Origin of the sequence: Hymenobacter sp., assembly GCF_035709525.1 — a bacterium.
GTDB lineage: Bacteria > Bacteroidota > Bacteroidia > Cytophagales > Hymenobacteraceae > Hymenobacter.
In genome coordinates this window covers 1-20,769 of the sequence record NZ_DASTEP010000042.1, presented here as the reverse complement: position 1 = coordinate 20,769, position 20,769 = coordinate 1, and the positions used below count along the sequence as shown (strand labels likewise).

Here is a 20,769-nt window from a genome sequence, read left to right as displayed (position 1 = left end):
CCCATCCAGCCGTATTTTTACTAGTCCTATGCATTTCCAACAAAGCCAGCTTACCCGTTCCACTCAGTTTACGCTTCGCGAGCACGGCTTCTTTGTAAGCCAACGCGATGGCCGGGGGCAGGTCGATATCGCCGTCGAAATTCCCTACGAGGAGCTACTGCCCGTGCGCCTGGAATACCGCCGGGCAGTGCCCGGCCACCCCGTGCGCTGGATAGGCCTAGGCCTGTATGGGCTATACGTGGCAGTAGCAGCCCTTAGCGCCTGGCCGCTGGCCCTGGCTGCCACCGGGCTGCTGGTGGCGCTGGCTTTCTACTACGCTTGGAACAACTGGTGGAACCAGGCTATTCTGCACACCGGCCGCCTCCAGCTGGTGCTGGCCGACCACCCGCGCGACCGCCGCCAGGTGCGAGCCTTTGCCGACCAGGTCAATACCCACACCAAGGCCTACCTGCGCCGCGAGTACGCCAGTATCAATCCGCTGGGCTACATCGAGCCGCAGCTGCGCCGCCTGGCCTGGCTGCACGAATTGGGGGTGCTGAGCACGGCCGAGGCGCGGGCACTCAGCACTCGCCTCACGGGCCGGGTGTCGGAGCGGGGCATCCGCAGCATGGGGCAGCGGTTGGAGCCGCTGTTTGTCAATTAGCACTGCCGCTTCAAGGCCGCAGGCTCAAACGGATTTCGCAGCTACGCCGGACTGACTGCTCTGGTTGGGGCGTTGCGAACGGCGCTTTTTCTGGCTTGGCTGGTAGCCTGCGGAAGGAGGCGGGCATTAGCTGGGCGATAACATTTTGGCTGGATTGGTGCGTAGAGGCAGCGTACCTTTTTTATCCTGTACCATGTCTGTTTCACTTAATCACGCCGCCGTTGCGTTTGCCAAGAAACTGATTAAGGACGGCAAAATCAAGAACGACGAAGGGCACTGGGGCCAGCACAACCCCGGCGCTAAAGAGGAAAACGCTTTCCTCAAAAAGCACGAAATCGAGGACTATGCCCAGTGGCACCTGGGCGAGGACAAAAGCGCGGGCGAAGACACCAAGGGCCGCTACAAGTTTCCCTACGGCGACTTCAAAACCGTGCACCGCGATGGCCTCATCGCCGCCAAAGAGCGCGCCGCCCAGCAAGGCTACCACGACATCGAGAAAGCGGCCGACGAGCTGCTGCGTGCGCTGGAGCAAAAAGCCGCCTGAACCACGGATTAAAGCGGATTTTTCGGATTTCGCGGATTTTGTAGTCGCCTCTCTGCTAAGAAAAACTTCAGCCTTTGCCCTGGCTAGGCTATGTCAGGTTGGGCAAGTAGCCAGCTACACCAAAAAGGGCCGCTCCACTGGGCGGTCCTTTTACGTCTACAAAATCCGCGTAATCCGAAAAATCCGCTTTAATCCGTGGTTCAGACCTTACTGAAACGGTTGCGGCTCGGGGCCGAAGGCATTGCCGGCCACCTCGCGGCCTACGCCACCTTCCGAGCCATCGCCGCCCTCGCGGGGGCCGGTGCCGGTGCTGTTTTGCACGTAGTTGGCGTCGGCGGCGCGGGCCTCGTCGTAGCGCTGGGCCAGGCCCGGAATCTCCTCGCGCAGCGAGTCGATGAGCTGGTCGAAGCGCTGCACCACGCCGCGCAGGCCTTTGGTAAGCTCGCGGGCGGTGCCGCTGAGCTTGCCGCCCTGGCTTTGGTTGCTGCTGGGCACTTCCGACAGCGGCGTGTATAGGCTGATAGCATCCGTGAGGGCATCGATGTGCTCGCTGGCTATGCCGTTGTTGGCCAGCAGCGGGCGCACGCCATCGGCGGCGGCGGCTATCTCGTTGAGGGCCGCCAGTAGGTCGGGGCCGTGCAGCGGGTCGAGCTGGTCGGGGGTGTAGCCGGCCGCTTTGGCAATGGCGGGATTGGGCACCGAGCTGTGCAGCGTGCGCAGGCCCCGCACAAGGCGGCCAGCGGCTTCTTCGGCGGCATGCTCGGCCTGGTCGCGGGCGTTGCTATACTCGGGGCTGCCCTTGCCGCCCTGGTGGGCGGCCACCTCCTCAACGGCTTGCAAGTAGGCATTTAGCTGCTCAAAATCAGCTACTGCGGCTGGGCTGCGCTCTTCCCACTGCGGGCGTTGGTCGGTGAGCACCCGGTAGAGCTGGCGGGCCATTTTGGCGTAGGTTACTTCGCGGTCAGTCATGACAAAAAACAGGAAAAAGAAGTGTGTTAACACCCCTCTATACTGCCAAAAGCGCCGCACCGTTGCGGATAAGAATTATGAATTAAAAATTATGAATTAAAAATTGATGGTCATTAACCCCATGATAAGGCTGCTCTTACGCGTAGCTACCAATTCATAATTCATAATTTTTAATTCATAATTCCCGCCCTACCCCAGCGCGCTTACGCCGGGCAACTCCTTGCCTTCCATAAACTCCAGGAGCGCGCCGCCGCCGGTCGAGATGTAGCTCACGCGGTCGCCGTAGCCGAGCTGCTGCACGGCCGCCGCCGAGTCGCCGCCCCCGATGAGCGAATAGGCGCCGGCCGCCGTGGCGTCGGCAATGGCGCGGGCCACGTACTCGGTGCCCACCGCGAAGTTGCTCATCTCAAACACGCCCATCGGGCCGTTCCACAAGATGGTTTTTGAGTCGAGGATAACGTCCGAGAAATTCTCGCGGGCATCGGGGCCGAGGTCGAGGCCCATCCAGGTGTTGGGGATGGCCAGGTTGGAGGCCACGTCCACGTCGGCATCGTTGGCAAATTTGTTGGCAATGACGCTGTCGCCGGGCAGCATCAGGTTCACGCCTTTTTCCTTGGCTTTCGCTATCAGCTGCTTGGCCAGCTCCACTTTGTCGGCCTCCAGCAGCGAGCTGCCCACGTGGCCGCCCTGCGCCACGGCAAAGGTGTAGGCCATGCCCCCGCCGATGAGCAAGTTGTCCACTTTGTCGAGCAGCTGCTCGATAATGAGGATTTTATCCGAGATTTTAGCCCCGCCCATGATGGCCGTAAATGGCCGCTCGGGGTTGTCGAGCACCTTTTGGGCATTGTCCAGCTCGCCTTGCAGCAGGTAGCCGCCCACCCGGTTTTCGGGAGCGAAAGCGTGCGCCATCACGGCCGTGGAAGCGTGGCGGCGGTGCGCCGCGCCGAAGGCATCATTCACGTACACATCGCCAAACTGCGCGAGGCGGTTGGCAAAATTCTCATCGCCAGCCTCTTCCTCTTTGTGAAAGCGCACGTTGTCGAGCAGCAGCACTTGGCTGGGCTGTAGCGCCTGGGCTTTGGCCAGCGCCTCGTCGCCGAGCACATCGCCCCCCCAGATTACCTCTTGGCCGTACTCCTGCTGGAGGCGCAGCACGAGGCTTTCGAGCGAATATTTCTTTTCGTAGCCGCCTTTGGGCCGGCCCAGGTGCGAAAGCAGCACTACTGAGCCGCCGTCGCCGAGGATTTTTTTGATGGTGGGCGTGGCCGCCCGAATGCGGGTATCGTCGGTGATGTGCAGGTCTTTATCGAGCGGCACGTTGAAATCGACGCGCACCACGGCGCGGTGGCCGGCAAAGTTGAATTTATCGAGCGTGTTCACTTGGAGGTGAGGGGGTGATGAAGTGAAAAGTGAGAAAGAATTGAGTTAAAAAAGGGTCGTATGCTTACCGCAAAAGTGGCCGGCTGGTTGTAGGCGGCACCAAGCAACACAGGCCGCGAAAGTACGCGGGGCGCGCTATCCGGTAAGCGTTGGCTTGCCGGGTAGCTGCGCTACTTTCCCCTCTTACGGCAAGCTAAAGCTTACCGCACGGCCGCCGTTACTTTTGCCCCAAACAACTTCCGCCTTATGTCCTCACGCCGCAAGTTTCTCCACACCTCCGCCGCGGGCCTAGCCGGGCTGGCCGCCGCCCCACTCGCCGCCGTAGCCCTGCCCGCCGCCCCGGCCGCCGGCCGGCCCATCGTTATTTCGACCTGGGACGCCGGCCTCAACGCCAACCGCGGCGCTTGGAAAATACTCGGCCCCGGCGGCTACGCCCTCGACGCCGTGGAGGCCGGCGTGATGGTAACCGAAAACGAGCAAAACTGCTGCGTGGGCCTGGGTGCCCGCCCCGACCGCGACGGCCACGTGACCCTCGACGCCTGCATCATGAACGAGCGCTTCGACTGCGGCAGCGTGGCCGCGCTCGAGCGCATCAAGCACCCCATCAGCGTGGCCCGCCGCGTGATGGAAAAAACACCCCATGTGATGCTCGTGGGCGAGGGCGCGCAGCAATTTGCCCTGGCCCAGGGCTTTCCGCTGGAGTCCGCCAAGCTCAGCGCCGATGCCGAAAAAGAATACCGCGAGTGGCTCAAAACCAGCCAGTACAAGCCCGTTATCAACGTCGAAAACTCGGGCCGCCGGGCCGTAGGCCCGGCCGGCGGTGCCCCCAACCACGACACCATCGCCATGCTGGCGATGGATGCGCAGGGCCGCCTCAGCGGCAGCTGCACCACCAGCGGCATGGCCTTCAAGATGCGCGGCCGGCTGGGCGACTCGCCCATCATCGGCTCCGGGCTGTTTGTGGACCCGGCCGTGGGCGCGGCGGCGGCCACCGGGCAGGGCGAGGACATTATTCGCATGGCCGGGGCGCACACCGTGGTGGAGCTCATGCGCCAGGGCCGTTCGCCGCAGGCCGCCTGCAAAGAGGCCGTCGAGCGCATTGCCGCCATCAAAGGCGCCAAGGCCAAGGATATTCAGGTCTGCTTTATTGCCCTGAATGCCAAGGGTGAAGCCGGCTCCTACGCCCTCCAAAAAGGCTTCAACTACGCCCTGAGCACCACCGACACCCCGCGCCTGGTCGACGCCGAGTTCCTGCTGAAATGAGCTACGCGCTGGAAATCTGCGCCGCCTCGCTGGCTTCGGCTTTGGCCGCGCAGGCGGGCGGCGCACACCGCATCGAGCTGTGCCAAAACCTGGAGCAGGGTGGCATTACGCCCTCCTACGGCCTCATCCGACAGGTGCGGGCGCAGGTTAGCTTGCCAGTGTTCGTGCTAATTCGGCCCCGGCCGGGCGGCTTTGTGTACGATGCCAACGAGCTGGCCATCATGCGCGACGACATTGTGGCGTGCCGCGAGCTGGGCTGCGCGGGCGTGGTACTGGGCGCACTCGACGCGGCCGGCCGCGTAGACCAAGCCGCTTGCCAGAAATTGATTGAGGCAGCCGGGCCACTGGAAATCACCTTCCACCGCGCCTTCGATGCCTGCCCCAACCAGCCGCAGGCGCTGGAAGACGTTATCGCGCTGGGCTGCCAGCGGCTGCTGACCTCGGGCGGCCAGCCCACCGCCGAGGCTGGCCAGGCGCAGCTCGCCGCGCTGGTGGCGCAGGCGGCCGGGCGCATCCGCGTCATGCCCGGCGCGGGCATTACGGCGGGCAATGTGCGGGCGCTGGCCACTCGCACGGGCGCGCAGGAGTTTCACGCCAGCGCCAAGCGCACCGTGCCGCCCGAGCCGGCGGCGGGCTTGTTTGCGGCAGCGCGCTGGGAAACGGATGCAGCGCTGGTGGCGGACTTGGCGGCTGAACTGACGCGGGCAACCTCCCCCCCCGGCCCCCTCTCCTTGGGGAGAGGGGGAGCCTGATTTGAGTTAAGAGTGTTGAGTTAAGAGGTAACCGTTCTATCAACTCAAAACTCATCACTCAACACTCCTAACTACTGGCTGGCTCCCCCTCTCCCTAAGGAGAGGGGGCCGGGGGGGGAGGTGCCCCGCGTTAGTTCAGCCGCCAGCCCCACCCTGCCTTACCTTTGCCGCACTTATGAAAGTTGGCATTTTCTTCGGAGGCACCTCGCGCGAGCGCGAAATTTCCTTTGCCGGTGGGCGCACCGTTTTCGATAACCTCGACAAGGGCCTGTTTCAGCCGGTGCCCGTTTTTGTGGATAGCCAGGGGCATTTTATTTTGCTCGACTGGCAATACCTGTACAAGGGCACCATCCGCGACTTCTACCCGCCGGCCGTTGCGCTGCCCGCCAGCCGCCACCCCTGGCAGCTCTACCTCGAAAACCTGGGCGAACTGACCGACGCGGCCCTCAACGACCTCATCGGCCACGTCGGCCGCCGCGTGGAAGCCAGCGAGCTACCCAAGCTCATGGATTTTGCCTTCCTGGCCCTGCACGGGCCGGGCGGCGAAGATGGGGCCATTCAGGGCCTGCTGGAGTGGGTGGGCATTCCCTACTCGGGCTCGGGCATTCTGCCCTCGGCGCTGGGCATCGACAAAATCGCGCAGAAGCGGCTGATGCAAGCCACCGGCTTGGCCACACCTGACTTTTACGTGTTGACGGCCACTGACTGGGGCACCGCTGGCACCGCCGTGCTACTCTCGATGCTGGGCCGCGAATTGGGTTTGCCGCTTGTACTCAAGGCCCCTCACCAAGGCAGCAGCATTGGCATCGGTATCGTGCGCGAGGAAGACCCTGCCCAGTTTAAAACGGCTGTGGAGCGGGCGCTATTTCGGCGCACTATCAGCCGTAATGAGTGGGAAGCATTAAGTGACGAAGGGAAGCGCGCGTTAGTACGTCAATTAACTGATATCAGAGAAGGTATCGGACTACCAGTGAGAGGCGTAGGATTACTCTCAATGATTGTAAATCCTGCGGCGTTAGAACCTAGTATCTCTCACCCAGAAACATTGCTCGACATTATCGAGGAGAATTTCTATTGGGGGGCCGATACAACCACCATTCACAGCCTCACCGGCGAAACCCAAGTCCTCATCGAGCAATTCGTAGCCGGCCGCGAGTTCAGCTGCATCGTGGTCGAAGACGAAAATGGCCAGCCGCTGGCGTTACCGCCGACCGAGATTGTGAAGGGCAGCGAAGTATTCGACTACCGCGCCAAGTACCTGCCCGGCCTGGCCCGCAAAGTCACGCCCATCGACCTGCCCGAGGCCGACATCGAGCGCATCCGGCAAGAGGCGCAGAAGATGTTCAGCACCTTCGGCTTCGAGGTGTACGCGCGGTTGGACGGCTTTATTCAGGAAGATGGCACTATCTTTTTGAACGACCCCAACACGACGAGCGGCATGCTACCGGCGTCGTTCTTCTTCCACCAGGCGGCCGAGATTGGCCTGAATCCCAGCCAGTTTCTGACTTATATCATCCGCACCTCGCTGGCCGCCCGCCGGCGCGCCGGTATGAAGCCGGTGCAGCTGAGCGCGCAGCTGGAAGCCCTGGACGCCGCCATCATCGGCCGCCACGGCAGCACCGACGAGCGCATCCGCGTGGCCGTCATTATGGGCGGCTACTCGTCGGAGCGGCACATCTCGGTGGAGAGCGGGCGCAACATCTACGAGAAGCTGAGCAGCAGCACCAAGTACCGGCCCATCCCGGTTTTCCTGACCGGCAGCGCCGAGGAGTTTCGCCTCTACGAGCTACCCATTAACGTGATGCTCAAGGACAACGCCGACGACATCCGCGAGAAAATCGAGCAAGCCGAGGCCGGGCACGCGGCGCACCCGGTGCTGGCGCGCATCCGGCAGGAGGCGGCGGGCATCACGGGCACCTACGCGGGGCAGCCGGTGGCCGCGCCGCGCCGCCTAAGCTTCGCGGAGCTGGCCGAAAAGGCCGACGAGGTATTCATTGCCCTGCACGGCCGGCCCGGCGAAGATGGTGCCTTGCAGCAGGAATTGGAGAAATACCACCTGCCCTACAACGGCTCGGGCGCGGCCAGCTCGGCCGTGACCATCAACAAATTCGAAACCAACCGCCGCCTGCGCGAGGCCGGCCTGCGCGTGGCCGAGCACCGCCTCGCCACCCGCCTCGAATGGCAAGCCGACCCCGAGGCCTTCTACCGCAGCCTGGAGGCCGAGTTTGGCTACCCCTTCATCGCCAAGCCCGCCGACGATGGCTGCTCCTCAGCGGTGAAAAAGGTGAAGAGCCGCGCCGAGCTGGAAGCCTTCAGCCAGCAGATTTTCCGCGATGCGGAGCCGCTGCTCGCCGGCCCGGCCGAGGTGCTGCACCTGGGCTTCAAGGAGGAATTTCCGCAGAAAGACGCCTTTTTGGTAGAAACGCTCATCGGGCCGGAGGGCGCGGCGCACTTCCTCGAAATCACGGGCGGGCTGTTGACATCGTATGACTCAACGGGCGCGCTGCAAATCGAGGTTTTCGAGGCTAGCGAGGCCCTGGCTACCGGCGAAGTGCTGAGTCTGGAAGAGAAATTCCTGGCCGGCGAAGGCCAGAACATCACGCCTGCCCGCTACGCGCCGGAGCCCGCCGAGCGCCAGCGCATCAGCGAGAAAGTGAAACGCACGCTGCGGCAAGTAGCGGAAATTCTGCACATTGAAGGCTACGCCCGCATCGATGCCTTCGTGCGGGTGCGGCAGAACGGCGCGGTCGAGGTGCTTATTATTGAGGTGAATTCGCTGCCGGGCATGACGCCCGCGACGTGCATTTTCCACCAAACGGCGCTGGCGGGCTACACCCCCTATCAGTTTATTGATAGGATTCTGGATTTCGGGAAACAGCGGAACGAACGGGTTGTAGGGTAAGCTTTAGCTTGCCTATGCACCGCTTTTTTTACGGCAAGCTAAAGCTTACCGCACATTCTTTCTGGCAAGCTAAAGCTTACCCTACATGTCTTTTTTTAAATCGGATACCTGGTTCGACGTTTTCAAACACTTGGCCGTCATTGGGTTGCTGGCGGCGGGGCTGGTGCTGGGCTTTTTCTACGTATACCTGCCCCTCACTACCCACCACGGCGAAACCATCGTGGTGCCCAAAATCACGGGCATGAACCTGGGAGAGCTGGAAAACTACCTCGACGAGCGCAACCTGGCGTATTTCGTGGATGACAGCAGCTACTCGGCCGGCACCCGGCCGCTGACGGTGCTGACGCAGGAGCCCGCGCCCGGCGAAAAAGTGAAGGAAGGCCGCAAAATCTACATTTCGGTGGCCATGAGCCGCCCGCCGGTCATCAAGATGCCCAAGCTGACCGAGGGCTCGGCCAAAGTGGCGCAGCTGATTTTGAAGAGCTACGACCTTGAAATCGGCCAGATAAAGCTTGTGCCCGATTTGGCTCAGAATCAAGTGCTCAAGCAGCAGGTAAACGGCCAGGACATTGCGCCCGGCGCGCCCATCGCCAAGGGCACCAAGGTCGATTTGATTGTCGGCGACGGCCAGGGCAACCAGGAATTCCCGATTCCGACGCTCGTGAACATGCCCGAGGACGAGGCCCGCACGCTGCTCGCCGGCCAGGGCCTGCAAGTGGGCGAGGTCTTCAAGCAAGCCGCCGAAACCGGCCAGACGCCGGGCACGGTGGTGCGCCAGCGCCCGGTGCCGGGGGCGACTATCCGCACCGGCCAGCTTATGGATTTGTGGATTGCCGAGTAGTTTTCATGGGCTGTTAGCTACTGGCTGATAGCTGTTGGCCACTTTTTTTCGTTGTCAGCTTGTTCTACCCAAGAAGCTACGGGCCAGTAGCTTTCCGCTAATCGCTACCGTATGAAACTACTGCTCCGCTTTCTTGCCCTGCCGGCGCTGCTGCCCTTCGCGGCGGCGGCCCAGCTCGTGACGGGCCCCTTGCCCGCCGACCCGGCGCGGGCGGCTACCGCCGCGCCTGCCGCCAACCCAACCCAGCGCACCACGGCCCTGACGCTGCCGTTTTTTGAGGACTTTACCTCGCCGCTGGAGGGCACGCCCAACGCTACGCGCTGGCAGGCCGCCACTACCGCCTACCCCAACCTGGGTGCTACCATCCACTACGCGGGCGGTGGTGCCTACGTGAGCAACCGCCTGGCCGTGGAGCCCCTCACGCGGGGCACGGCCACCCTCGATGGCCTGCGCGCCAACGGCCTGCCCTACGTGTCGAACCTGCCCGTATCGTACGGGCAAATTGACACGCTGACTTCACAGGTCATTGACCTGTCGGGGTTTACGGCGAACAGCAATGTGCGCCTGAGCTTTGCCTGGCAGGCGGGCGGCGTGGTGGGCGCACCCACCAACAGCGCCAACAGCTCGCCCACCAACCTGACGCTGGAGCTGCTCGACAACTCGGGCATCTGGCAATCGGCCTGGACCTATACCAGCCGGGGCAGCAGCACCAAGTTCAAGCAGCAGATTTTTGCCCTGAGCTCAGCCTACCTGCACAGCGCTTTCCGATTTCGGTTCCGGGCCAGCGGCAGCCGCACCCAGAATACCGACGTTTTCGGGTTGGATTACATCTACCTCAACAACAACCGGGCGGCCAACGATACTACCTTTCAGGACATTGCCACCAGCCGGGGGCTGAGCAGCCCGCTTGCTCCGTACACCTCGCTGCCGGTGTGGCAGTACAACGCCGCCACTACCGCCCCGCTCAGCACGAGCCTGACGGCCACGGTTAACAGCCTCACCAACACCGGCCAGACGCCCACGCCCATCAGCTGGCAGGGTACGGTGCGCGACCTGGGCAGCAGCGGCTTCAGCGCGACCTGGCTCACGGGCGGGCGGCCCATCGTGGCGGCGGCGCGGCAGGAGGTAATCACGGGTAGCGCGGCCACCGCGCCGCTACCCAACAGCCCCGCCACCAAGCGCCTGCGCTACCGGCTAGCCCTCACCACCAACGAAACCAACCCGCTGACGCTGCCCAACGACACGCTCAGCCGCGACGTGGAACTAGCTAATTACTACGCCTACGACGACGGTACGCCCGAGTTTATCGTGGGGCTGGCGGCCAGCAGCACCAACCCGTTCAGCTACGTAGCGCTGGCATTTACCACCAACCAAGCCGACTACGTGCGGGCGGTGCAGGTACTCCCGATTTTCAACAACACGACGGTGGCCAACGGCGGCGAAAACAACCAGCCGCGCCCCATCACGGTGGCGGTGTGGGCCGACAACAACGGCAAGCCCGCCAACACGCCCTTGGCCACGGCCACAGCTACCCTTGCTAATTCCCCCACCGCCGGCCCAGCCTTTCAGACCATCCCGTTTACGACGCCGGTGCCCGTATCGGGGCGGTTTTACATAGGCTATGGGCAGGCTTCGACCGGGCAGTTTCTGAACTACGGCCTCGACCTCAACAACCAGCTGCCGGCTAATACGCTGTTTTCGAACACGCTAGGCGCGGCCAGCAGCGACCCCTGGCGCGCCGTGACGCTCGGCACGCCCGGCGCGCCCCTGCTGCGCGCCGTGATGAACCAAACCAGCCTGGCTACCCGCGGCCAGCAGGCCATCTCGGCGGCCTTCGCGCTCTACCCCAACCCCGCGCCGGCCAGCACGGCCGTGCTGGTCGAGGGGCCTGCCTTCCGCCAGGCTACCCTGCTCGATGTGCTGGGGCGGCCCGTGTGGCAGCAGCCCGCTGCTGAGGCGGGCCAGCCGACACTGCGCCTACCCGCCCGCCTGCCGGGCGGCGTGTACCTGGTGCAGCTGGCGCTGCCCGATGGCAGCACGGCCACGCGCCGGCTGGTGCTGGAGTAATTGCCACTAAGCACATTATGCTAATTATCAAGTCGCAAAATAAGGCCGACGTGGATGCCGTCCAACGGCAGTACTGGTGGGCCAAAACGCCGCAGGAGCGTCTGGCCGCCGCCGCCCGGCTCATTGCCCAGGCGCGGCAGCTGTACGCCGCCAACCCCGCCAACCCCGCCTTGACTTATGGAGAGCGAGTACTTAAATCTGCTACGCCTGTTCCACGCCGAGCGCGTTGAGTATGTGGTGGTTGGCGGCTACGCGGTAATCGCGCACGGCTTTCCGCGCACCACTGGCGACATTGACATCCTGGTGCAGCCCACGGCCGAAAACGCTGCCCGCGTGGTGCGGGCACTCGGGCGCTATGGCTTCGTCCAAGGCGAGTTTGAGGAACCAGACTTCACTACCACGCCTAATTTTCTGTCTTTCAGCCGCAATGAGGTCTGGATTGACCTCATGACCCAGCTTTTAGGCGTTACGTTTGAGGAATGCGCTACCGATGCGCTTCTGGTTGAGCAAAGCGGCGTACCCGTTCGCTACATCAATCTGGCCGCTTTACGCAAAGCCAAGACAGCCACCAGCCGGCCCCAGGATTTGCAGGATTTAGCTAATCTTCCCCCTACTGATTTTACCCTTTAATCATCTTTCATGGCCGACATCACCGCCCCCGACCTCAAGCAACGCCTGCAAGCCGGCGAAACCCCTACCATCATCGACGTGCGCGAGCTGTGGGAAGCCGAGGAAAGCCACATTCCCGGCAGCAAAAATATCCCGCTCGGCAACCTGCCCGCGCAGCTCGATGAGCTGGAAGATTTGAAAGACCAGGAAGTTATCGTACAGTGCCGCAGCGGCGCGCGCTCGGCCACGGCCAAGGCATTTCTGACGCAGCAGGGCTTCACCAACGTGCGCAACCTGGAAGGCGGCATGCTGGCATATCAGGCACAGTAACGTCAAGCTCCAGCTTGGCGAGCGAGCGTAGCGAGCAGCCGCGCTGACAAACGTTGGCGAGTGCAGGTACTCGCTGCGCTCGTTCGCCAAGCTGGAGCTTGGCGCTACGCCGCGCGCAGCCGCCCGTCGGGCGCGTAGGCCAGCTTGCCCAGCTCCACCAGCGCCCGCAGCGCGGTAGTTACGGTAGCGGCCTCGGTGCCCGCGTAGCGCGCCACTACCTCGCGCGGCAGCAGCGGTGCGGCGCGCACCAGCTCCAGCAAACCGGCTTGCAGCCCGGCAGTGTCTACGGGCACTTGCCGGGCTTTTTTGTGGGCCAGGCAGATGTCGCATACGCCGCAGGCGGGCGCGTCGGGCTCGGCGAAGTAGTCGAGTAGCAGCTGCTGGCGGCAGCGCGTGGTGCTGGCCGCGTACTCGACTACGGCGGTGGTTTGCTGCTCGGTGAGCTGGCGGGCGGCTTTTAGGCGGCGCTCGTCGAGCGGCAGTTGGGGCGCGTCGTAGCGGGGCGTGGTAAACATGGCCTGCGGCAGCTCGCGCCGGGGCTGGTAGTGCAGCACGCCGGCCGTGTGCAGGTAGCGCAGCTGGCGCACCACGTCGGTAGTGCTCTGGCGCAGGTGGCGGCTCAGGGCGCTTTCCGAAATGGCCTGGAAGCCCACGAACAGCTCGCCGCCGTACATGCGCAGCAGCGCTTTTATCAGCAAATCGTGCTGGGCATTAGCTACTTGGAATTGATATAAATCCTGCTGATTGCTAATGAGCTGCACGCGGGCCGGCTGGTTCACGGCCTCCGTCACCTGCACGAAGCCCTGCTGCTCCAGCATCTTGAGGGCGTGGTGGGCATCGACGGCCTTGAGGCGGTAGGTTTCGGCGAACAGGCCAAGGTCGAAATCGAACGCTACCAGCTCGCCGCCGCCCACGGCGGTGCGCGAGTAGTTGGCCAGCGCCTGGTACACGCGGCGCACCACGTCGGGCGGCGGGTGGGCCAGCTGAGCTTGCCTACGCAAACCGTCGGCATCTGGCGGGCCGCTCAGCAGCACGGCGAAGGCGTAGAGGCCGTCGCGCCCGGCGCGGCCGGCCTCCTGGTAGTAGGCTTCGAGGGTAGCCGGCGCGTCGAGGTGGATGACGGCGCGCACATCGGGCTTGTCGATGCCCATACCAAAGGCATTGGTAGCCACGATAATGCGCGTTTTGTCGGTGAGCCAGGCTTGCTGCACGCGGGTGCGCTGCTCGGCGGGCAGGCCGGCGTGGTAGGCGGCGGCGGGTAGCTTTTGCTGCACCAGCCACGCAGCGGTGTCTTCGGCCTGACGGCGGGTGCGGGCGTACACAATGCCGGTTTTTTGGGTGCCGATGCCGCGCAGCACTTCGAGCAAGCGTCGCAGCTTGTCCTCGGTTTGGAGGACCGAATACGAGAGCTTGGCGCGGGCAAAGCTCTGGGTGAAAATGCCGTAGCCGGGCCGGAAGCTGAGCTTCTCCACGATATCCTGCCGCACCTGCCCGGTGGCCGTGGCCGTGAGCGCGATGCACGGCACGGTGGCCGGCAGCAGCGCCCGCAATTCGGCAATGCGCAGGTAGGGCGGCCGAAAATCGTAGCCCCACTGCGAGAGGCAGTGCGCCTCGTCAATGGCCAGCAGCCCCACGTTCATGCGCGCCAGCCGCGCCCGAAACAGGTCGGTGAGCAGCCGCTCGGGCGACACGTACAAGAATTTTATTTCCTTGCTATACACGCAGTTATCGAGCGTCTGGTCGATTTCCTGGTGGCTCATGCCCGCGTATACGGCCTCGGCTTTTAGCCCGCGCTTGCGCAGGTTTTCGACCTGGTCGCGCATGAGCGCGATGAGCGGCGACACCACGATGCAGATGCCCGGCCGCGCCAGCGCGGGCACCTGGAAGCAGATGCTTTTGCCGCCGCCGGTGGGCAGCAATGCCAGCGCATCGCGCCCGGCCAGCACCGCGTTAATAATTTCCTCCTGCCCCGGCCGAAACTGCTGATGCCCCCAGTGCTGGCGCAGCAGCGCGAGCGGGTTGGTTTCGGGCGGGGCGGTGAGCATGGGGCAAAGGTACTTGAGCGAACGATGGGTAATCGTTGGGAACGCTGCTACTCGCTACTTAACTATAAGAAACCGGGAGCATTCACATTCAGCTAGGTTTTGCGCGCGTACTGCCCAAGTAGAACAAGCAACGCGCCTGCTAAAGGCACAATAATAAGATAGAGCGCGCTAGCGTAAAATATCCACCTGCGATGAGTGGCTGTATTCCTGAATACACGATTTTTATACGCAATGATGCCCATGACAATGGGAGCAATAACTACTAGGTAAAATACTATAAGTGATGCCTGACCTGACCATTGACCAGCTAGTGAAGAGACTACTATTACAAGAACTCCGCCGTAGGTGACAGTAATTCCTAAAGTTGCTATAATCGGAAAATTATACCTGTTGCTGGACATAGCCATTAGCGTATTAAATATGTGTACTACAGCTGCGCCCGCTCCCGCACCTCCTCAAACGTACTCTCCTGCACCATCTTACCCCACTCGTACACCGTCACCAACTCATCGTGCGCATCGGCAAAGCCCGCGTCGCCCGACGTCAGCGTGCGGTAGCCGTCGGCCGTTTTCACCAGCTTCAGGCGGCCTTTTTTTGATTGCTTGGTTGAATTTTGGGGGTTACCCTGGGCGTCGAGCTCGGTGGGCGACTTTACTACGTCGCGGCGCTCGCCGGCCACCTCAGTGTAGCTGGCTTTGAAGGCAAAATTGAACGTGTCGCGGTCGATGCCGGCTTGCAGCAGGCGGCCGCCCATGCCGAGCAGCAGGTTTTCGGCGGCGATGCCGCGGGCGGCCAGCACCTCGTACATGTGCTTGATGGAGTCGTAGTTGACGCCATCGCCCTGAATGACGCGCACCTGCGGCGGCAGCACCTTGTAGCCTTTGCTACTGAGCTCGTAGCCAAAGCATTCGAAGAGAATATCGAAGATGGCTTCGAGCGTTTTGATAATGTCGCCGCTGTCGGGCCGAATGACGAGCGTACCCTGCCGGGCCAGCACGTCGGCCTTGAGCTCGGTGCCGATGTAGCGCACGGCCCGCAGGATATTAAACGAGTCGCAGACGCAGGCCACCGGCCCCGTGGGATAGGTGCGCAGCACCCGCTTTATCACCTCAAACTCCCCATTTTCACCACCTTGCGTCATGATGCTGTGCTCGGTGGCGGGGATGGACTTGGCAAATACCTCGCTGGTATTGTAGTAGCGCCGTATCATTTCGGCGGCCGTGGTATTGTCGGAGCCCAGCCAGCTAATGAGGTGGGCCATGCCGCCAATCTGGGCCGACTCGACGCTCGACACGCCCCGAAATCCGAAGTCATTGAGCTGAAAATCAAGGTTCGTGGCGTCCGAAGTCAGGTCGAAGTAGTGGCGCACCACCTTCTTCACCTCCCGCGACAGCGTGGCCACCGTGATGGGGTACCACACCTGTAAGAGCAACGTTTCCAGAAAGTTGGGCAACCAGAAATAGCGGTCGTCGATGTTTTCGATGGTCATCAGCACGTTGCGGGTGCCTACTACCGTGCCCTCCGGCACCGCCCGGATGCGGACCGGGGCCACGGCGTCATATTCATCGAGCCACTGCTGAAAGCGGGCTTTGTCGAACACGTCATCTCGCCCGAAAACTCCTTTCAGGTGGTCAGCGGCGTAGTCCAATTCCTCCTGCGTGAAGAGTGGGCCGCTCAGGTATTTCTTCAATAAATACTGATAGCCAGCCACTACCGTCGCCTCAAACGTCTTGTCGCGGTGCCCGCGCGACTCCAGGTACGAGTAGATGCGCGTGGTGCCCGGCTCGTAGAACTTGGCGTGCGAGTACTTGTAGGCATCCGACAGCAACAGGATATTGGGGCGCTGCGTTTGGGCTTGCTGGAGGTGGGTTAGCTGCGCTTGCAGCTGGGCGATGAGGGCGGTTTGGTCGGGAGCGGTGAGAGTTTCCATGACGAGGCTATAAGGCAATGATACTGAACAATGAGTGTAGCGTAAGCTTTAGCTTGCGTGGCGGTCGTACCCGGCCGCTACGCAAGCTAAAGCTTACGTTACAGGCTCCCAGGCCTGAATGAGCCCGGTGCGGATACCCACCGAGCTGCGCTGCTCCTGCCCGATGCGGCGGCGAATGTCGGTGGCGCAGTGCGCCGGGCTGATGAGGTCGGGCAGCGCGGCGGTGGCAAACTGCCCGCCGTGGCGGTGGTAGGTTTCCAGAAAGCTGCCCCGACCACCGTAGAGCTGCACCGTGGCCGGTTCCGCTCCTACTGCGCTAGTAATGAGCGCATCGAGGTGGCGCACCCAGTCGGCATCGCTGGGCTCGTCGGGCAGCGGCAGCACCTGAAAGGCGGGGTATTCTTCGGCAAACATGGCCCACCGGTGCCGGAACGAGAGCGGGTTACGCTGGTCGGGGCGCTGGGCCTCCCCTAGCACGACCAGCACCGCGTCGTTTTCGCGGGCTACGTGGGCGAGCAGCGCCCGGTAGCCGGGGTGCAAGGCCAGGCGCGGCACCTGAAACCGGCCGATAAGTACGCCAATGCGGGTTTTCATAAGCGGGGTGGCAGCCATTTAACTAAGCTGCTCGAATGACTTAACGTATATTTTACACAAAGGTGCTTATAAATTTTCAATTCGCAGCAATTATTTTTCAACCCACTGTTTTACAGCTCAAAATAAAAACCCGACCGCACCATCTCCTCATACCGCGCCTTGTTGAAGCGGAACAGGCTACCCGCCCGGTGGGCCACGTTTTGCTGCTTCTCCCCCGTTTCTTCCACGATGCCGAAAGACAGGATTTTCTTCCGAAAATTGCGGCGGTCGAGCTCGCGGCCCAGCAGCGTTTCGTAGAGGCGCTGCAAGTCGGAAAACAGAAACTTGTCGGGCAGTAGCTCGAAGCCAACCGGCTGGTACGTGACCTTGGCGCGCAGCCGCTGGTGCGCTACCCGAATAATGTCGGCGTGGTCGAAGGCTACTTCGGGCAGGTGGTCGAAGCGAAACCACTTGGCTTCTTCACTGTCGGTAGTAGCCGCGAGGGTGAATTTTTCGGGCTTCACCAGTCCATAATATGCCACGCTCACCACGCGGCGGCGCGGGTCGCGGGCTACCGCTCCGAAGGTGTAGAGCTGCTCCAGGTACACGTCGGCCACGCCGGCTTCTTCGCGCAGTTCGCGGGCCACGGCGGTGTCGAGGTCTTCGTCCTCCAGCACAAAGCCGCCCGGCAAGGCCCAGGCAATGGGCGTGTACTTGCGCCGGATGAGCAACAGGTGCAACTGCTGCTCGGCGTACCCGAATAAAACAATATCAACGGCGAGTCGCATCATGGCCGGGCGAAGGTAGCGTTGGGTGGGAAGTCATGGCGGTGGCTTTTAGTCATGCAGAGCGCAGCGAAGCATCTCGCGTGGCGCAGTAATTTCTAGCGCTAGGGTTTATACCCCATAATCAATAACGCATGATTTTACTGCACCACGCGAGATGCTTCGCTGCGCTCTGCATGACCGAATTTTCTAATCTGAACAGACTCATTACACACAAAAAAGCCAGCCCTGACGGGCTGGCTTTTGCAATTATATAAGACAGACAACGCCTTACATGCCGCCCATGCGGGTCGTATCGCCTTTCATGCCCTTGTGGTGTTTCATGCCTTTGTGGCCTTTCATGTCGCCCGACATTTCACCGTTCATGCGCTTGGCCATCTTGCCTTTGTAGGGCTTGGTGGTGGCTTTCATCTCGTTGCCGGCGTCGTCCTTGCCTTTCACTTTCATCTTGCCATCCTTGGCCGTCTTGGTCTTGGTTTTCATGCCATCGACGGTCGTTTTGGTTTTGTCGTCTTCGAGGCCGGTTTGGGCGAAGGCGGTGGTAGCGGTGGCGGCAAACAGCGCGGCAGTAGCGAAAAAAAGCTTGGTGTTCATGGTCGTAGAACTGTGAAAAAAGGTGTGAATCCTTGTGGCCGCTATACGGCAGTGGCTCGAAAATGGCTGAGCGGGCGGGCAGATTTTTGAGTTAATGGGCGCAGTTGCGCGGACTTTATAGTCCGCGGGCGTTGGGGAGCGAACCGGACGCACGCAGACTACAGAGTCCGCGCAACCGCCTACTCTACACCAGCTTATCGGGCGTGATGGGCAGCTCGCGCACGCGCTTGCCGGTGGCGTTGAACACGGCGTTGGCAATGGCGGGGGCCACGCCGATGGTCGCGATTTCGCCGATGCCTTTGGTGCCGAGCGCGTTCACATGCGGGTCGGGCTGGTTCACGAAGTACACCTCCACGGCGGGCGCGTCGGCGTGCACGGGCACGTGGTAGTCGGCAAAATCCTTGGTGACGTAGCGGCCGTAGCGGTCGTCGATGATGGCATGCTCCATCAGGGCCATACCGATGCCGCCCACCGCGCCGCCCTTCATCTGGTTGGCGGCGGTTTTTTCGTTTACGATGGTACCCGCGTCGGCGCACGATACGAGCTTGCGCACGCGCACCTCGCCGGTGAGCGCGTGCACCGCCACCTCGGCAAAATGCACCGAAAACGAGTACATCGAGTACTTCTGCTGGTCGGCCCCGTCGGGCTTCGACTCTACTACCACGAAGCCCGCATCGGGCTGGCGTAGCAGGTCGGCGTAGGCCACGCGAGCCACTTCGTTACCTTTTATAGATAGGTGTTTATCGGTGAAAACCACGTCGGCCGGCGCGGCGGTGCCGAAGGCGGCATTACCGGCCGTGGCCTGCTGGCGCAGCTTGTCGAGCAGGGCGCGGCTGGCGTCCTGCACGGCCTGGCCTACGGTGTTTACGGTGGAGGAGCCGCCCTGCGAGCCGGCTTTGGGGAAGCCCGACTGGCCCAGCTCGAAGGTGATGCGCGCCGGGTCGAGGCCCAGCGTATCGGCCGCGATTTGGGTCATGGCCGTGCCCGTGCCGGGGCCGATGTCGGTGGTGGCGCATTGCAGCAGCACGCGGCCGTTGGGCAGCAGGCGGGCGCTCACCTGGGCCGCGCCCCGGTGCGCCCCAAACGTGCCCACGCCCATGCCGTAGCCCACGAGCCAATCGCCCTCGCGCAGCGCGCCGGGCTGGAGCTGCCGCTTGCGCCAGCCAATGCGGTCGGCCCCGGCCTGGTAGCACTCTTTCAGGAACTTAGTGCTCCAGGGGCGGTTCTTTTCGGGGTCCTGGTCGGTGTAGTTGCGCAGGCGAAAGTCGAGCGGGTCGAGCTTGAGCAGGTAGGCCATTTCGTCCATCGCCGACTCCAAGGCAAACGCGCCGGTGGCCTCGCCGGGGCCGCGCATCCAGATGGGCGTGCTCACGTCCACGGCCGCGATGCGGTAGCGCGTGGCCAGGTTGGGCGACTGGTACATCATGCGCGTCTGGGCCAGCGTCGATTCGGTAAACTCCTCGTAGCTTGAGGTTTGCCCTATGCTTTCGTGCGTGATGGCCGTGATTTTACCATCGGCCGTGGCGCTCATCCCGATTTTTTGCCAGGTGTAGGGCCGGTAGCCTACCAGCGTAAACATCTGCTCGCGGGTGAGCATTAGCTTCACCGGCCGGCCCGTCACCTTGGCCCCTATCACGGCGGCCGACTCGTGCGGCCAGCTGTGCAGGGCGTTGCCGAAGGCCCCGCCCACGAAAGTGGCCACCACCTTCACGTTTTCCTCGGGCAGGTTCCACTCCTTGGCAAAATCGCGGCGCGTGCCCTGCGTGCCCTGCGTTTTGTCGTACAGCGTGAGGCGGTCGGCCGCCTCCCAGTGCGCCGTGATGGACTGCATCTCCATCGGGTGGTGCATCTCGGTCGGGATGATGTACTCGCTCTCCACCTTCAGCGCGCCGCCCTGGTAGGCGTCGCCCTGCCCGCGCTGGTAGTCGGCCATCGGCGACTTAGGGTTTTGCTTGGCCTGGGTGGGCAAGAACGGCTTAGCCTCCAGCAAATTGGTCAGGTGCGCCTCCTTAGCGTACTGCGCCTTCACCAGCCGGGCAGCGTAGCGGGCGCGCTCTAGCGTATCGGCCACCACCAGAGCAATAGGCTGGTCGCTAAAGCGGATTTTATCGTCTTTAAACACTTGCAGCCGCCCGCCCACGGTCTGGGGCTGCGAGGGGTCTTTGCCGCTGGGTGTGAAGCCCGGCACTTTGGGCGAATTGAGGTGCGTGACCACCGCCAGCACGCCCGGCGCGCCCGCGGCGGCCTTGGTGTCGAGGCTCGTAATGCGGCCCTTGGCCACGGTGCTGCCCACCAGCACGCCGTAGGTTAGGCCGGGCAGCTCGTACTCGGCCGAGTATTTGGCCGCGCCGGTTACTTTCTGAAAGCCATCGACCCGGTTCATGGGGGCCCCGATGTGCTTGGGTTGCGCTTGCTCTTTCATTTGATTCAGGATATAAGTCATGCAGCCAAAACGCTTGTCATGCAGAGCGCAGCCAGCCAAAAACTAAGCGTACTGTTCTGGCGTGGCGCCTCACCCCCCGGCCCCCTCTCCGAAAAGGAG

Annotated in this window: 18 protein-coding genes; 10 read left to right on the top strand and 8 right to left on the bottom strand. The window is 62.5% G+C overall.

From position 1 onward, the window contains the following. The first annotated feature begins 28 nt into the window (after nt 1-28). Nucleotides 29-643, top strand: coding sequence for a hypothetical protein (locus VFO93_RS03565; protein WP_325132942.1), 615 nt, complete (start codon nt 29-31; stop codon nt 641-643). A gap of 193 nt (nt 644-836) precedes the next feature. Further along, on the top strand, nt 837-1,187 hold the full coding sequence (locus VFO93_RS03560; RefSeq protein WP_325132941.1) for a hypothetical protein: 351 nt from the start codon (nt 837-839) through the stop codon (nt 1,185-1,187). A gap of 207 nt (nt 1,188-1,394) precedes the next feature. Here the strand turns inward: VFO93_RS03560 and VFO93_RS03555 are convergent, their stop codons facing one another. Next, on the bottom strand, nt 1,395-2,156 hold the full coding sequence (locus tag VFO93_RS03555) for a hypothetical protein (protein WP_325132940.1): 762 nt from the start codon (nt 2,154-2,156) through the stop codon (nt 1,395-1,397). A gap of 189 nt (nt 2,157-2,345) precedes the next feature. Next, entirely contained in the window at nt 2,346-3,536 is a 1,191-nt protein-coding gene (locus VFO93_RS03550; protein WP_325132939.1) for a phosphoglycerate kinase, read from the bottom strand. A gap of 246 nt (nt 3,537-3,782) precedes the next feature. Between VFO93_RS03550 and VFO93_RS03545 the strand changes: the two genes are divergently transcribed. The 8 genes from VFO93_RS03545 (at nt 3,783) to VFO93_RS03510 (ending at nt 12,300) form a co-directional block, all read left to right on the top strand. Beyond that, nucleotides 3,783-4,799 carry a N(4)-(beta-N-acetylglucosaminyl)-L-asparaginase gene (locus tag VFO93_RS03545; protein ID WP_325132938.1) on the top strand — a complete coding sequence of 339 codons (1,017 nt, stop codon included), beginning with the start codon at nt 3,783-3,785 and terminating at the stop codon, nt 4,797-4,799. Beyond that, nucleotides 4,796-5,551, top strand: coding sequence for a copper homeostasis protein CutC (locus VFO93_RS03540; protein ID WP_325132937.1), 756 nt, complete (start codon nt 4,796-4,798; stop codon nt 5,549-5,551). The genes VFO93_RS03545 and VFO93_RS03540 overlap by 4 nt, the downstream gene beginning before the upstream one ends. Nucleotides 5,552-5,726: 175 nt before the next feature. Beyond that, on the top strand, nt 5,727-8,453 hold the full coding sequence (locus VFO93_RS03535; RefSeq protein WP_325132936.1) for a D-alanine--D-alanine ligase: 2,727 nt from the start codon (nt 5,727-5,729) through the stop codon (nt 8,451-8,453). Nucleotides 8,454-8,538: 85 nt separating this feature from the next. Further along, nucleotides 8,539-9,294, top strand: coding sequence for a PASTA domain-containing protein (locus tag VFO93_RS03530; protein ID WP_325132935.1), 756 nt, complete (start codon nt 8,539-8,541; stop codon nt 9,292-9,294). 111 nt (nt 9,295-9,405) lie between these two features. Next, entirely contained in the window at nt 9,406-11,361 is a 1,956-nt protein-coding gene (locus VFO93_RS03525) for a T9SS type A sorting domain-containing protein (RefSeq protein ID WP_325132934.1), read from the top strand. A gap of 17 nt (nt 11,362-11,378) precedes the next feature. Continuing rightward, nucleotides 11,379-11,591 (top strand): hypothetical protein, encoded by a 213-nt coding sequence (locus VFO93_RS03520; RefSeq protein WP_325132933.1) that lies wholly within the window; start codon nt 11,379-11,381, stop codon nt 11,589-11,591. Further along, entirely contained in the window at nt 11,539-11,991 is a 453-nt protein-coding gene (locus tag VFO93_RS03515; protein ID WP_325132932.1) for a DUF6036 family nucleotidyltransferase, read from the top strand. Before VFO93_RS03520 ends, VFO93_RS03515 begins: the two co-directional genes overlap by 53 nt. 9 nt (nt 11,992-12,000) lie before the next feature. Further along, a complete protein-coding gene (locus VFO93_RS03510) occupies nt 12,001-12,300 on the top strand; it encodes a rhodanese-like domain-containing protein (protein WP_325132931.1) in 300 nt (99 codons plus the stop codon). A 104-nt stretch (nt 12,301-12,404) separates the two neighbouring features. On the opposite strand, the gene VFO93_RS03505 is transcribed toward VFO93_RS03510, so the two are convergent. From VFO93_RS03505 to VFO93_RS03480, 6 genes are all read right to left on the bottom strand, one after another. Beyond that, a complete protein-coding gene (locus VFO93_RS03505) occupies nt 12,405-14,345 on the bottom strand; it encodes an ATP-dependent DNA helicase RecQ (RefSeq protein WP_325132930.1) in 1,941 nt (646 codons plus the stop codon). A 427-nt stretch (nt 14,346-14,772) separates the two neighbouring features. Next, nucleotides 14,773-16,275: a nicotinate phosphoribosyltransferase gene (locus VFO93_RS03500; protein WP_325132929.1), complete on the bottom strand. Its 1,503-nt coding sequence runs from the start codon at nt 16,273-16,275 to the stop codon at nt 14,773-14,775. 93 nt (nt 16,276-16,368) lie between these two features. Beyond that, on the bottom strand, nt 16,369-16,869 hold the full coding sequence (locus tag VFO93_RS03495; protein ID WP_325132928.1) for a hypothetical protein: 501 nt from the start codon (nt 16,867-16,869) through the stop codon (nt 16,369-16,371). 110 nt (nt 16,870-16,979) lie between these two features. Continuing rightward, nucleotides 16,980-17,639 carry an NUDIX hydrolase gene (locus tag VFO93_RS03490; protein ID WP_325132927.1) on the bottom strand — a complete coding sequence of 220 codons (660 nt, stop codon included), beginning with the start codon at nt 17,637-17,639 and terminating at the stop codon, nt 16,980-16,982. A gap of 264 nt (nt 17,640-17,903) precedes the next feature. Next, the gene (locus VFO93_RS03485) at nt 17,904-18,227 is read right to left on the bottom strand and encodes a hypothetical protein (RefSeq protein WP_325132926.1); all 324 of its coding nucleotides are present in this window, start codon (nt 18,225-18,227) and stop codon (nt 17,904-17,906) included. A gap of 184 nt (nt 18,228-18,411) precedes the next feature. Continuing rightward, the gene (locus VFO93_RS03480; protein ID WP_325132925.1) at nt 18,412-20,649 is read right to left on the bottom strand and encodes a xanthine dehydrogenase family protein molybdopterin-binding subunit; all 2,238 of its coding nucleotides are present in this window, start codon (nt 20,647-20,649) and stop codon (nt 18,412-18,414) included. Nucleotides 20,650-20,769: the final 120 nt, after the last annotated feature.

What these genes read in the sequence shown, in the direction of transcription:
- VFO93_RS03565 (WP_325132942.1), top strand. Translation starts at nt 29, where the DNA reads ATGCATTTCCAACAAAGCCAGCTTACCCGTTCCACTCAGTTTACGCTT.
- VFO93_RS03560 (WP_325132941.1), top strand. Translation starts at nt 837, where the DNA reads ATGTCTGTTTCACTTAATCACGCCGCCGTTGCGTTTGCCAAGAAACTG.
- VFO93_RS03555 (WP_325132940.1), bottom strand. Translation starts at nt 2,156, where the DNA reads ATGACTGACCGCGAAGTAACCTACGCCAAAATGGCCCGCCAGCTCTAC.
- VFO93_RS03545 (WP_325132938.1), top strand. Translation starts at nt 3,783, where the DNA reads ATGTCCTCACGCCGCAAGTTTCTCCACACCTCCGCCGCGGGCCTAGCC.
- VFO93_RS03540 (WP_325132937.1), top strand. Translation starts at nt 4,796, where the DNA reads ATGAGCTACGCGCTGGAAATCTGCGCCGCCTCGCTGGCTTCGGCTTTG.
- VFO93_RS03535 (WP_325132936.1), top strand. Translation starts at nt 5,727, where the DNA reads ATGAAAGTTGGCATTTTCTTCGGAGGCACCTCGCGCGAGCGCGAAATT.
- VFO93_RS03530 (WP_325132935.1), top strand. Translation starts at nt 8,539, where the DNA reads ATGTCTTTTTTTAAATCGGATACCTGGTTCGACGTTTTCAAACACTTG.
- VFO93_RS03525 (WP_325132934.1), top strand. Translation starts at nt 9,406, where the DNA reads ATGAAACTACTGCTCCGCTTTCTTGCCCTGCCGGCGCTGCTGCCCTTC.
- VFO93_RS03520 (WP_325132933.1), top strand. Translation starts at nt 11,379, where the DNA reads ATGCTAATTATCAAGTCGCAAAATAAGGCCGACGTGGATGCCGTCCAA.
- VFO93_RS03515 (WP_325132932.1), top strand. Translation starts at nt 11,539, where the DNA reads ATGGAGAGCGAGTACTTAAATCTGCTACGCCTGTTCCACGCCGAGCGC.
- VFO93_RS03510 (WP_325132931.1), top strand. Translation starts at nt 12,001, where the DNA reads ATGGCCGACATCACCGCCCCCGACCTCAAGCAACGCCTGCAAGCCGGC.
- VFO93_RS03505 (WP_325132930.1), bottom strand. Translation starts at nt 14,345, where the DNA reads ATGCTCACCGCCCCGCCCGAAACCAACCCGCTCGCGCTGCTGCGCCAG.
- VFO93_RS03500 (WP_325132929.1), bottom strand. Translation starts at nt 16,275, where the DNA reads ATGGAAACTCTCACCGCTCCCGACCAAACCGCCCTCATCGCCCAGCTG.
- VFO93_RS03495 (WP_325132928.1), bottom strand. Translation starts at nt 16,869, where the DNA reads ATGAAAACCCGCATTGGCGTACTTATCGGCCGGTTTCAGGTGCCGCGC.
- VFO93_RS03490 (WP_325132927.1), bottom strand. Translation starts at nt 17,639, where the DNA reads ATGATGCGACTCGCCGTTGATATTGTTTTATTCGGGTACGCCGAGCAG.
- VFO93_RS03485 (WP_325132926.1), bottom strand. Translation starts at nt 18,227, where the DNA reads ATGAACACCAAGCTTTTTTTCGCTACTGCCGCGCTGTTTGCCGCCACC.
- VFO93_RS03480 (WP_325132925.1), bottom strand. Translation starts at nt 20,649, where the DNA reads ATGAAAGAGCAAGCGCAACCCAAGCACATCGGGGCCCCCATGAACCGG.